This window comes from Kluyvera sichuanensis, assembly GCF_040930405.1.
GTDB classification, from domain to species: Bacteria; Pseudomonadota; Gammaproteobacteria; order Enterobacterales; family Enterobacteriaceae; genus Kluyvera; species Kluyvera sichuanensis.
In genome coordinates this window covers 22,071-34,889 of record NZ_CP162272.1, presented here as the reverse complement: position 1 = coordinate 34,889, position 12,819 = coordinate 22,071, and the positions used below count along the sequence as shown (strand labels likewise).

The 12,819-nt window shown below is 52.5% G+C and carries 12 protein-coding genes; all 12 read right to left on the bottom strand.

What is annotated here, in order from left to right; translation table 11 throughout:
- Window positions 1-22 precede the first annotated feature (22 nt).
- Window positions 23-595 carry a DUF2726 domain-containing protein gene (locus tag AB2B48_RS24390; RefSeq protein WP_159126130.1) on the bottom strand — a complete coding sequence of 191 codons (573 nt, stop codon included), beginning with the start codon at window positions 593-595 and terminating at the stop codon, window positions 23-25.
- Window positions 596-597: 2 nt separating this feature from the next.
- Entirely contained in the window at window positions 598-921 is a 324-nt protein-coding gene (locus AB2B48_RS24385) for a hypothetical protein (protein ID WP_159126104.1), read from the bottom strand.
- Window positions 922-1,142: 221 nt separating this feature from the next.
- Window positions 1,143-1,874 (bottom strand): conjugal transfer complement resistance protein TraT, encoded by a 732-nt coding sequence (traT, locus tag AB2B48_RS24380; RefSeq protein WP_368302042.1) that lies wholly within the window; start codon window positions 1,872-1,874, stop codon window positions 1,143-1,145.
- A gap of 139 nt (window positions 1,875-2,013) precedes the next feature.
- The gene (locus tag AB2B48_RS24375; protein ID WP_368302041.1) at window positions 2,014-2,799 is read right to left on the bottom strand and encodes a hypothetical protein; all 786 of its coding nucleotides are present in this window, start codon (window positions 2,797-2,799) and stop codon (window positions 2,014-2,016) included.
- 12 nt (window positions 2,800-2,811) lie between these two features.
- Window positions 2,812-5,787, bottom strand: coding sequence for a conjugal transfer mating-pair stabilization protein TraG (gene traG, locus AB2B48_RS24370; RefSeq protein ID WP_368302040.1), 2,976 nt, complete (start codon window positions 5,785-5,787; stop codon window positions 2,812-2,814).
- Window positions 5,787-7,160 (bottom strand): conjugal transfer pilus assembly protein TraH, encoded by a 1,374-nt coding sequence (traH, locus tag AB2B48_RS24365; RefSeq protein ID WP_368302039.1) that lies wholly within the window; start codon window positions 7,158-7,160, stop codon window positions 5,787-5,789. The genes traG and traH overlap by 1 nt, the downstream gene beginning before the upstream one ends.
- 274 nt (window positions 7,161-7,434) lie before the next feature.
- Entirely contained in the window at window positions 7,435-8,070 is a 636-nt protein-coding gene (gene traF, locus AB2B48_RS24360; protein WP_368302038.1) for a conjugal transfer protein TraF, read from the bottom strand.
- Between the two features lie 10 nt (window positions 8,071-8,080).
- A complete protein-coding gene (gene traF / locus AB2B48_RS24355; RefSeq protein ID WP_368302037.1) occupies window positions 8,081-8,866 on the bottom strand; it encodes a type-F conjugative transfer system pilin assembly protein TraF in 786 nt (261 codons plus the stop codon).
- The gene (gene traN, locus AB2B48_RS24350; protein WP_368302036.1) at window positions 8,866-10,755 is read right to left on the bottom strand and encodes a type-F conjugative transfer system mating-pair stabilization protein TraN; all 1,890 of its coding nucleotides are present in this window, start codon (window positions 10,753-10,755) and stop codon (window positions 8,866-8,868) included. Before traN ends, traF (AB2B48_RS24355) begins: the two co-directional genes overlap by 1 nt.
- On the bottom strand, window positions 10,752-11,369 hold the full coding sequence (gene trbC, locus AB2B48_RS24345) for a type-F conjugative transfer system pilin assembly protein TrbC (RefSeq protein ID WP_368302035.1): 618 nt from the start codon (window positions 11,367-11,369) through the stop codon (window positions 10,752-10,754). Before trbC ends, traN begins: the two co-directional genes overlap by 4 nt.
- A 9-nt stretch (window positions 11,370-11,378) precedes the next feature.
- Complete coding sequence (gene traU, locus AB2B48_RS24340) at window positions 11,379-12,380, bottom strand: conjugal transfer pilus assembly protein TraU (protein WP_368302034.1); 1,002 nt, start codon at window positions 12,378-12,380, stop codon at window positions 11,379-11,381.
- Window positions 12,381-12,509: 129 nt separating this feature from the next.
- Window positions 12,510-12,716 (bottom strand): hypothetical protein, encoded by a 207-nt coding sequence (locus tag AB2B48_RS24335; protein WP_193970716.1) that lies wholly within the window; start codon window positions 12,714-12,716, stop codon window positions 12,510-12,512.
- Between the last annotated feature and the right edge of the window lie 103 nt (window positions 12,717-12,819).

The following is a 12,819-nucleotide window of genomic DNA, read 5'->3' as shown; positions in this document are numbered from 1 at the left end:
TACGCTGCCTGCTGGCAGCCTCTCACGCCACTTTCCCGCCATCATATTCAGCCAGAAAGGCCTGTATCATCTTCTGCAGTTCCCGGCTGTCACGGCTGCGTATCAGCGGTATGCCTGCCTGACGCATCACCTCGTCCAGCAAAATATCGCGCCGGCGGCGACTCTTTTTCAGATGGGACGCATCATCCAGCTCAACCGCAGCCACAATCTGAAACGTCCGGATATCCACTATCACCACATCGCAATGCCATTTGGCCACCAAATGAAATAGCTTCCACCACGTCCGGCTCCGGTTGCTGATGCGAGGGGTTATCCGGACGATATCCGCCACCCTGACCTGCGGGCAGAGATACCATCGCTGCATGTCCACCGCCCGGAACAACCCCTGCATAAAGTTCACTTCCCGGTCGGTCATGAGCTGGGTCTGCCGCTCCCAGAACACACCGCTGGCCATCAGTTGTTCAGTTTCTCCCGGCCTGACCCCGGCCTCCGTTAACGTCCGGATAAGTGCCGTCTGAGGCCGCTTCGGTACCAGAACGCGGAAAAGCAACATTATCAGCAACAGTGCCACTACGATAAACAATACAAGACTGATGTTCACAGGACGTCCCCCGTCTTTGTTTTGCCCGTTTCGGAGGGCTGTACGTCAATCGGGGAGAAATAGGCAGACCGGCTTAACCGGAAGCGGCTGGAGAATAGCCAGCCTTTCAGGACGGCAATCAATTCAGGGGCGTCAGATGCACAAATGGAAATGCTTTCGTCGGTGACATCGACAATGTCAAAGCGGGAATCGAGAAGCAGGCGGATAATGTCATCACGCGAGTGAATATACCCGCTACCAACCTGGCTTTTTATTGCATTTTTGATGATAAGTGTCGCCTCTTCGATTTCGCGCTGGGTCGTGACGTGTTCTTCTTTCATATCTATTCCCGACAGGAGTTTAACGGCGTGGCCGGTTTTCCCTTTCTGGTGCGCATTCACGCAGTGGTGACGCCTGCAGGACTGAACAGGCGGACTGACGCAATCAGGAAAGGGGCTTCTCAGATGACAGACAGCACTGATGCACCCAGCCTGGAACAGGCCCGGTGAGAAATCAGTGCGTCGGGGAGAACGGCTGTGACGGGCGCCACAGCCGCCGGGTATTACATGATGCCGGCGATGGATTTCGCCAGCTGAGCTTCCAGAACCGGTTTTGCCTCTTCAAACTTGAGGTTCACCTTGTTGGCATTAGACACCACGCGGGTCTGATATTTTGCGCGGTTACCCTGCTCGGTGCTGGTTTGCAGCTTCACGCCAGAGGTTCCCTGTTTGAGCGCTGCCACATTATCGGTGGTCACAGCGGCTTTGCTGCGCTCTGAAATCTGCAGATCGGTCACCATCGTGTAGTTGACGTCTTCGACCATTGCATCTGCAGCCATACCCAGCAGACCAGAGGCGAGCCCGACACCGAGCGTGGCGCCAGCAGAGCCGGAGTTGTAGGCGGTGATGCCAGCCCCCAGCGCGGCTCCCGTTACCCCGCCTTCATAGCCGCTTCCGAGGAAGCTCTGTGATTCGCGCAGGTCCATTTTGTCAGCTTTCAGGACATTCGCCTGAATCCAGTAATACGCCGTATCGGGGGAACTGGAAACGCGATAACCTTTTGCCGCCAGCTCGTTCGTAATCTGGCTCTGAAGCCCTGACATATCTTTATCTGAGGTGTTGCGGATCTGCAGATATACCGTTTTCTCAGAAGAAGGTTCTAACCAGATGGTCTGACTCATCTGCGTTTTGACATCGAGATTCCGTTTTTTAACGGCTGTAGACATTGCTCCACATCCTGAAAGAATAAAAACAGAAGATACTAAACCTGCAATTAAAGTGCTTTTCATATTCATTTAATATATCCTAGATGTGCGAAAACACTAAACCGGATAATATATTTTATTACCCGACCTGTGATTATCGAATTATGATGAGAATGTGTTCAGGTAATTAATAAAGCAGAAAAAGAAGGAGGAAAACCCTCCTTCTTTTTTAATAACCGCGGTCAGAATCAAATGGGCTATTCATTCCAGAAAACCCACTAGATGTTGTCCCCCAACTATTTCCATCCATATCGATGCCTGTATTAATTCCATCCATTGGAAGACCGGATGTTGGGTTTACAGAAAATCCAGAATGAAGGTTATCATTCCCCCAAGTGTTTCCGCCTACATCTACGCCACCAAAGCCATTAACCATTGGCAAACCAGACGATGGGTTAATGATCATATCTTCAACTGGTGAACCGAACTCATGAGTAAGACCTGATACTCCAAGAGAAAACAATGGAATATCTACATCCAACACCTTATTTCTGAATGCTGCAGATTCATCCTTCGACAACTTACGGGTAAAATCAGGCCCAACAAAATACAATGACCCTGATTCATCGTCTCTATACACTCTCGCGTTAGCTAATTTTACAGCTTTATGGAACGACATAATAAACGCTGAAAGCAAAATAACTAAAGGCAAGGATACATAAAGAGCCAAGCTATTATTCCAGAATGAAATAATACTCGTAATCTGGATTAACAAACAAAAAGCCCACCTGAAATAGAAGAATTTTACGTGTTTGGTTTTGCGATCACCACTCTTTATAAACTGAAATAGCATAGGCAACGCAGCAATACACCCCAAAGCGTAAATGCCGAGGAGGGCAACCCAATCATTAGTTTTGAGATCTGGATAACCAGGAATTACATCGTGTATCAATGGTGCAAGTAGATATACCGATATCAATGAGATGTATGCTATCCGAGGTGCATTGATTTTCATGATTTGCCTCTGTTAACCGTGTTTCTTCCTCAGTTTTTCAAGTTGTATCTGAAGTTGCCGTTCATTTTCGCGGTCAATCAGGGGCGTTTGTTGATCAATCAACGCTTCCGTATGGCCTACAGCGAAACGACCTCTCGCTCCTCCATTCTCATCTTTCATCATATCACTGGATGCTTGAACAGTAGATGATTTTTTAGAGATTTCCCCAGCAGAATTGTTGATATTGCGCTCATTATTAGATCTTTGTTCTGCTACACGTTTTGTGATGTCATTATTAGCACCAAATCCTCCTTCATTATTTTGCAGAAGAGTTTCTTGATTTCGTTCAAAGTCATTTTTCATATCCTGACCATTCTTAGAACCATTAGACTTAATATCATGGCCGTTACCAACCACAACCTCCCCATGAACACCACCACCTACTCCCTTTGTGCCATTTCCTGAATAGGAAACCGGCGAACTGTTGGAATAGCCATTATATGGCGGAGAAGATTCATTCTCTGCTTTACCCGAGCTAAATGTATTGTGAGAGTTTCCACTTTGAAGGTCAGTACGACCTTGCTTGTAATCCCCCATAATTTCTGGCTTAAGCCTTTCATCAACAAATTCAACAGCAGCCGCACGCGCAGAAGGTGCACTGGTAAGCATATCCTGAGCCTTATCACCGTATTTGTTCGCTGCCCAGTTAACAAATTCTTGGGTGTAATTTGTATCAAGGCTCGCACTCTGATTTTGTGCCAGAGTGGCCATTCTGCTGTACTCACTGCTCTGCGTAGAACTTGTCGTATATTGGTGATATTGGCTTTTTGCTTCGCTGAGGGTAGCTGCAAATTGCTGCACATTACTTGTTGCAGCATTGTCAGTATGATTAGCTCCATCACTAATACGACTGCTGCTTACCATATCCATTCCCTGTCGGAAATCGTTAACAGCCTGGCTGTTATTATCATGTCGGTAATCTGTTCCACTACCATGACTTTCCTGAACCCCACGAGAACTCCCAGTGGAATGCCGGAGATCTGCCCCAGCCTGGCCCTCAACTCCAAATTTCGCCACGCCAAAATTAAGCCCGCCGCCTAGAGTTGTTTTTACCCCTGCCGACATGCTGCCCTGGTTACTTATATCCATCAGTTTGTTGTACGCTTCTTGGGTAGAGATATTATTAGCTTTACCGTAGCTTTCGGCTGCCGACATCATCATGCTCGCGCCTTTCGTTGCATTCGTTGCCTGGCTATTTTCACTCCCACTCATCAGGCTGTCACTGCTGCCGGTCTGGTGAGAAAGCTGAACAAGCTGATTAAATCCGCTGCTGACACTGTGGTTATACCCATCCAGAGCAGTCTGCGCCTGCACCTGAGACTGTCGAGCCGACTCCTGGAACCCGCTACTCGCCAGCTGGCTGAGCTTCATATTGACAGGCAGGTTAGACATCGCACCGGAACCGTCGATAACCGTCTGGCCACCGGCCGTCATCGTCTGCGTCGAACCGTTATCCGCCTGCCATGTTTGCTGCCCCTGGCGCTGCATCAGGTTGGTATCGAATTTATTTTGCGAGACGTTATCCATCGACATGTTGTTGAACGACCAGTTGCCATCCGCCGCCGTGCCGGCTACACCGGCTGAGCCAAATGCCATTGAGCTGAGGACACTCCCTGCAACCTGAGAACCAATAGCTGCCGCCCCTTTGGTCAGATAAAAAGAAAGCACCGGTATCGACAACGACAGGTACCCGGCCAGGTTGGCCACATCCGAATGCTGCAGCGCAACCTGATCGCTGTTGGCCAATACCAGGGCCGTTCCCCCGGTCTTCGTCTGCAGCCAGAACGTCGCGGCAAAATTCAGGATCGCAAACATTATCGGCCACATCTGGAAGTACAAAAATCCGCAGATATACAGCTTGAGCGTATTCAGACCAAAAAGGCTGTGGTTACTCGCCGCCAGTGCAATGACCAGAGGGAACAGGCACACCAGAATGAGCATCAGCAAAGACTGAGCAAACGGAAGCATCCGGGTCGCTAACGTGTTGCCGGCCGCCCACGCCAGGCGCTGTTTGGTCGATGCACTTTCCGAGGCCAGATTCACCAGGTTCGCGGTATCGGAGGAGCGCGCAGCAAAACCTTTCACACCCTGCCGGATTGCGGCATTCGTGATGTTGTTCTTCATAATCTGCGATGCACTCAGACCACCGGCATAAAAATAGCCATAGCTCTCACCCATCGCGTTTGCCAGTAGCGTCGTCGCATTAAAGCGGTTGCCAAAAATCTTCGACGCCAGCCAGGTAGCGGTTGCACTTCCGGGCTGCGAATCCAGATTGGCCAGCGTTTTGATATCTGTCGCCGCCTGCTGACACGTCACAAATTGTCGAACCCCGCCCGTCGTTTTATAAATCCCCCGGAGCGGGCTTGGGTTACTCGTGATGAGAACGAGAGGGTCCGTGGCGTTCAGCAGTTCGTTAACGGTGTACTTATGGTTAAGAAGAATGTCGCCAATGACGCAGTTTTCAACGTAATCCGGCAACATCTGTGACAGTTCCGGATTCTGGGTCCGGAAATCGCTGGTTTCCGCCACTATCTGGGAGCCAAACAACATGCCACTTTTCGTATACGTTATCGAGTCCGGCCTGGCCATCACATAGTCGTACACGGAGGCGAGATTAAAACCGATTGAGGTCGTCAGACTGGCGATGGCCGCCAGCCCGACAGGAACGTTATCGACCGCATACACCGCCGCCCTGTCGGTAATATCGATAATCTGCACGCTTCGTTTAGGGACCAGCAGTATCGAGGTGATCACCATGAATATGGCTATCCACTGGACAAACGCCATCGGGTTCCTGGACTTGATGAACGTATAGAGCACGCCGAGTACCGAAAAAATCCCCGCGATACGGAGAAGAGTGCTCCATGTACTGGTACCCAATATGGTGACGACTGCGTTAAACGCCTGTCGCCACATATCACCACCGTAAATAGTATAAACCTCAAGCATCAGTGATCTCCCCAGTGGTAGTTGCTCTGGTACGAGCCTGAAATGATGGTGCTGACCTGTTGCTGCAGGTACTGCATATTCCGGTCAATACCGTCTAACGCATTCTGGTCGGCTGCCGACTGTAACTTCATGTCAGCCAGCAACCCCTGCGCGTGCATAACGTTGTCCCGAAGCTGGTCGGCGGCTTCCTGTGGGAAGTTTTTCCCGGCAAGGGATAGACTGGCCTGTTTCACCAGCTCCTGCAGGTACTGGATCATCAAATCCTGGGCGATAAAGTCAGCAACCTGAATCAGGTAAGTGCTGCTCATCCCCATACTCTGGGCATTGGTCAGGTATTTCAGCACCGGTACCGAGGTCGTATTCACGAAGCCTTTTTCCTGGTCGGTCAGCGCGGTGTCATCGGTTAATTTGTTCTGCATCGACAACATCAGGTTTTTCACCAGCGTGACAAGTGCGTTACCCTCTGAAATGTTCACATCAGTAACCACCGGGCCCAGGCATACGCTTTCTTCATCGCAGCCATAGACTTTTGCGCTCCCGCCACGCATCAACACCTTCACCAGATCGCGATTATCGACCAGAGGGGTCAGAATGGTTACGTTGCCGTCCTTGTTGAAAATGATGGAACCGACCGTACTCATCACCAGTTCCTTCAGCTGGCGATTCCCGTTAAACAGACCGTTCCGGCTCAACGCATCCCAGATAAGGTTTTTGTTCTTCAGAACCTGATCCTTCTGCTTATCGTTTGCCCGGTCCGTCACGCTGTTATTCTGCCCGCCGACCGTGCATCCCTGCCGCGATGACGCCCAGTCTGAGAACAAGTTGGATTCACCGGCGATGTCCTGGCAAATCTTCTGCTGCGAAACCTGCGTCACGGGCCAGAGCCCCCCAATAATCCCCTGAGCGGCCTGGCATGAACTCATGTTGGCGGAGTTGACATCACTGGCCAGCTTTTGCAGAAAATCTTTTGCCTGCTTCAGTTCCGGTACCATCGTCTGCAACGCAAGGTCGAATGCATAACCTGCCGCATTGCTCATGATTTGCTTAACAAAGCGCTGAATTTCCTCGCCGCTAATCATCGAGAACGCGCCCAGATACGCATCGATACCCCCGCAACCTGCATTCAGTGAGGGAACCTGCATAGAAATAAGCTGCACGTTTTTGACCGGGTTTCGCAGGTAAACAGATCCCCCTGTAAAGTAGCCCGCCGCCTGACCCTGCCATGCCTGAGCCTGGGTGACGTTACCGCTGTAGCCGAGGCTACCGAAGAAGCCGTTAAGGTCGCTGTTAACATCAGCCCGGCCTGGCGCACTGGCAAGCCCCAGCATCATCGCCAGAGCAGTACCCGTGATGACTTTCAATACACTGGCCATGAACCCTCCTGAGTACTCTTCGGTCGACTGACACGGACCAGATAGTGTCCCGCAGTGCTGAGAGCGAACCCCAGAGACAGGGAAAGTAAAAAGAGGATCGGGGCCACCAGAACGCCATACACAGCATCAGGATGGCGAATATTACTCTGTAGCTGAAGAGAGATAAGACCGTAGATTAAACCTGATACCAGAAAGCCGACACTCAGCATTAGCCAGCCGTATTCGGAACGCGATAATGCATACTTGTTTGTAGTCATTTTGTAGTCCGGTTGTATTACTGAGGAGTGACCTGCGTACTGGCAGGAAGCGGCGGAAGGAGGCCAGGGTCAACCTGGTCCATATCCGCCAGGACAAGGCTGGCGTAGCGCCCTTCAAGCGCCGGTATTTCCATCACGCCCTGCGTCAGTGGATAGGCTTTCAGCGTATTCACGTTCACCACAAAAGCCGTCGGGGTCGCAATCGGCAGGCCATTACCAAAGAACGTCATGATTTCATCCGCGATGGGAATGGCTGAGTTCGGGTCTGATTTACGTGGGATTAACGGGACAGGAAACGAAGGGTCGCCCCCACCATCGAGCGAGTAGGCCCAGACTTTTATCCCGTGCTGGTCGGCCCATGCCTTAATCTGTGGGTCAAACTTCGCGCTGTACTGACAGTGTGCCTGCATAAACAGCACTACAGCGTAGTGGCTCATGTCAGCAATGCGCCCATCCGGCAGTTGCATTTTATCGGCCTGCCGGGTCACCGGGGACGCAGGTTTACTCTCTCCAGCCACCGTGGCCACCTTGTCCGCCTTGTCCGCCTCAAGTGCTGCAATCTGGTCCCGAACACTGACGCTGGCGTAAGCACCTGCAGAGAGCAATAGCCAACCGAGCAGCGCCTTATGCGCCACCGTCTGTAGAACATTCATGGGTTATTCCTTAAAAGTTAGGCTTGAAACCAGTAGCCACATTGAGGAAGCGTTTCGCCAGATCGTCCTGCGTCATAAAGCCATAGGCCAGCGCGCGGTAGTCTCTGGATTTCGGAGACACCAGGAACAGTGCGGGAAACGCGGCGACGCCCATCGCTTTGGTTTGTCCGGTATCCTGACGACTCTCCGGTACTGATGGTGCGATCTGGCCATCTATCGTGACCGGAATAAGAGAGAGGTGATTCAGTCGGGCAAAGTCAGCCACCACGCCCGCCATCTGCACATCAATCGGGTCCGATCCCCGGTAGAAATAGAACAGCCCGTACTCCTGAGCCAGACCGGTGATAGCGGACTGACGCTGTTGCTGATCGCGGGTCTGAACATACGGCGCCATGCTGTTGTAATGCGGATACTCAAGGTTGTAATCGAGATCAGGATGCTGCAGTTGTGCCGCAGCAAACGACTGACTGAACATCGAACCCCGGTCTGTCCAGAACTTCTGCCAGCGCAGGTAAGTGGCGGTGTTCTCTGCCGTGGGGTACAGAATGGCGCGGTTGAGCGCCTCCATCGTATAGCCCCGCAGCAGCTTCGCCTGCTCAACGGCAGACATCTGGCTGATATCCGGTACCGCCGGTGCCGGTGTTTCCTGCTGGCGTTCCGGCTTTGGCGGTCTGGGTTTTTTCTTCGGTTCGTTGTACCAGTTCCAGCCCGTGAAGGGGCTGGCTGGCGTCACAATCTCTTCCGCGAAGGAGGACGAACACAGCACCAGGAACAACGTCGCTATAAGGTATCGCATTATTTCCCCCCGCTGCTTTGCTGTTGCTGGACCTGAGCGGCAATCCGGTCCTTCACCTGCTTAACCATCGTGTCGGTATCAGGGATCTTCACGCTGTTCATTAAATCTTCGTAGAAATCGGAGAAATTAACGCGGTCAAAATCAATGCGCTGCAGTTCATCTACCGTGATACCCCGGCAATCCGGGTTTTCACCGCTGCCGAAGCCCACCCCCAGCTGGTCGCGACGGCCCTGCTCCTGAATGATGCGCGCCAGTTTGCCCTGAAATACGCAGTAAACCTGGCTTTTCTGGACACACACACCGAGTACTTTATGGTCACAACGGTCGCCTACCCCGACGGTGATTTTTTTGGCTTTCGCTTTTCCCAGCGCTTTTTCATCGCTATCGCAACTCGCGAGACCTACATCCTGTCCCCAGCCACTGTCCTTGCAGCAGTTCGCGAAGCCGGCAAACGCTTTCCGGCAGCTTTTAGCTTCACCAGTGAAAGCTTTTACATTCAGCTCGTTCTGGCTATTGGCCACATCCTGCCCCGCCGAGGCCAGCCCGGCCAGTTTAGCCACCGCCTCATCAAAACCACTGTCCCCGGCCCCGTTCGTACCGTCGCAGTCACCAGACTTACAGATATAGTCTCCGCCACACACCAGGCCCGAGGAGGAATACACCTTCTGGCACTGGTAGGTATAATCTTTATGCGAACACTCACCGTCGACATATTCAGCACACGTTTCGGCGGACTTCGTGCAGGCAGCATCATCAATCAGGCTGGCGCAGGTACCGGCCGTGTTTTCACTGACCAGATAGGTATCGGTATACTGCCAGCAATCGCTGTGCACGGTCTGCGTAACCCCATCAACCGTCACCTGACGGTCACCACCAGGGATCGTACACACTGAGCTGGTCAGCTTACCCCCTGGGCTTTCAGGGCAGACCGATGGTGTGGATGTCGACGGTACCCAGACTTTTTTTGTTGTCACAATGGTGATGGTTGGCGTGAATTTGAGCAGGTTATCATTACCGCCCCATAGATCCTGGTTAACACCTGAAGCCAGACCATCAATAGTGGTGGGATAAGAGTGCGTAATTCGAGCTCGTATGCGGCCGTCTGCTGGAACCACCTGTTGGGCGACATTGAGTGAAAAAGTCTGATTTTTATCAATCCCCAACCATGTTGATACGCCATACATCGTAAATGTTGAACTAGCGGGTATTATGGATAGCCTCGATCCCGAGAGGGTCATGATCCCGGACAACATCGTTGCCCCCGCCGTCAGCGGCCAACTAAATTCCAGCGTATTGGGATTAATCTTGGTGACATGCATCGTATTTGAGTTAATCCACACAACTGAAGTTGACGCCTGGTCTTCATAATGCCCCTCCATTTTAGTATCACGGGTGCACGTTTTCTGTACGGCGACATTCGCGCTGCACTGGAAATTCTCAAAGACTGATTTGGAGACCGTGGCCTCTGTGCACTGCTGGCCCGTTCCCGCCATCACGCCATCCGCATTACTTTCTGCGTCTTTACCAATGGTAATAAAAGGCGCATTCGGATCTATCACAGGAGGAGGATTGGTGCTGCCGGAACTAATAATTGACTGCGCCGCATTATTGCCCTGCATCTCAGAAAGCCCTTTATCGGCCAGCCCACCGTCGCCCCCCTTCACACCGCCGTAGTAATCACTCTGCGGCGGGTTCGCGGTGTAACCCGGAATAGCGCCACTGACTGACCCCGGACTGCTGAGATTTCCCGTGCCCTGGCCAGCCTGGCCTTTCCCGAAACTGGCCCCGGCATTGTAAGCATCATCGGCCGCACCGGTACCCGGAAGAAGGGCCACCATCATGGCGGCAAAGAGAAGTGGAATAACACCGGTAATAATGTGTCTCTTCATTTACTGGCCTCCATCAACTGGCGGGCTGTTGCTGCGCATTCCCCCTGCTCCGCCACCTTCTGCAGCATCGCGCTTATTGGCAGACTTCCCCGGATCACATCGAAATGCCCAGGACAGGTGATCACCAGCGCCGGAACAGACGTGATACCGTATTGTGCAAATAAGGTCGGGTCGATTTGTACGCCGATATCTTTCTGCTTTTTCGACAACTCAAACATACGTGTTGCCGTCGCACGCAAATCATTGTTCAGCCAACCCCGGATCGTGGCGGGGATATTCATCCGGGCGGCATCCCCTAGCATCTGCAGCAACCCTTCCTCAGGTATGCCCAGGCTCACAAAATAGACGGCAGGAAAATTGCGCTCATTCTCTCCCGCGTCCTGTTTTGCGTTGATCCCGGCGGTCAGCCTGGCTATCAAATCCTGCTGCGCCGGGGGGATAAACTGATGCGTATCGATGCCCCTCAGCCCGTCCTTAAATTCCTGCAGCGCGCTCTGCTGCTCCTTCATCCAGTCACGATCCTGAGCCGACGTCGTGTGTTCGCTGGCACTGGCCAGCGTGGTGACGATGCTAAGCCCGGCGATGAAAAAAACGTTTCGAAGTAAATTTTTCATATGCTGTCCTTAGAGGAAGACGCAGTTACGTTTCCGCCAGAAAAGGTATCCAAAGTTCTTTTTAGACTGAGGGGTGTTATGGGTCGTCCCCCATAACTGAGTGCTGGCACCGATGGGATGACAGTTGTTGGTCTCGGGGTACATATTCACCATCTGATAGCGCCATCGTTCCTTTGGCATAATGGGCGAGGGATACTGAAAACAGACTGCCGAATCAGCTCCGACCGAGTTCATGACCAGCCCCTCCCGATGCAACTTGAACGCCATCCGTTCAGACACCAGTAGCGATGACTCAAGCGGGGAGAACTCACCGCTGGTATACCCCGTCAGGGGGTACATTGAACCCTGTGCACCGGCGCACCAGAACAAGGGAGATAAAGGCATCCCGGCTGAACTGGCGGCCGCATCCGCTGCACATGCCCCCTGGGCAATCAGGTTGCCGAACAACGTGGCCTCGGGATTTATCAGCATCGAGAGCGTACTGTCGTTCCACATCGGATCGACTTCAGAGAGATAGCCAATATCCATATCCCCCGTCTGCATACATCCCAGGCTGGTGATAATATTCAGCCAGTAAATCAGGGGGTATTTGTACCAGTGAACATGGTAGAACGCGCCAGCAGCGGGCCGATCGCTTTGCCCCGCCGTCCCGGTCCCTGTCCGGCCGAGATTAATTTTAAAGCCCCCCATGTTCACCATCACGCCGGGCTCACGGGTAACATCGGTCATCGCCATTGGTTCCCAGAAACCGATGGCCAGGCCAATACGCCATAACACGCCCAGCTGGCAGATCTGAATGGGGGAGGACGGGTTTGATGTGTCCGGCTGCGGCCCGCTGGCAAGTTTTATGCTGCCGAGCGTCATAGGGAAGAGGCACTTCCAGCACACATCCGATATCGGGTTAACCCAACGCCCATCACCCGCATTGCTGGCCAGGGCCGTCTCAGAACGCGATAACAGTAACAACGGGAACAACAGCGCAATAGCAAACGTGCTCAGTGTTTTTCGCATACCACCCCCACGGGAAGGCGGGCAGCCGATATCGCCCTGATGATTGCAGGCAGAGTCATGGTGAGTCCTTACAGTGATGTCGACCGCGAACGCGGGGACAGTACAGAGAGTTGAAGGCGGGAAAATGGGCTAGTCGGCGGCGGCTTCCAGGGCGATTTTGAGCCGCTCGTCTTTATCCATCCGGTACAGTGCCAGAATGCCGGCACGTAATAGCGTTGAGGGTTTCAACAACGGGTTTTCAGCGAGCATCTGATCCATTCTTTCAACCGCAGCATCGTCAAAGCGGCCGCTGCGGATAGTGGTGTGCTTCGCCCTTTTTTGCGGTCTCGTATTCATTGGGCAACCTTATTATGTTGTTCTGTTGTTTATCCGGAATCGGTCCGGGATTCAGGCTGAGGCGGAGCGGAACATCGTGAGCACCGAACATCCTGAATCCGGA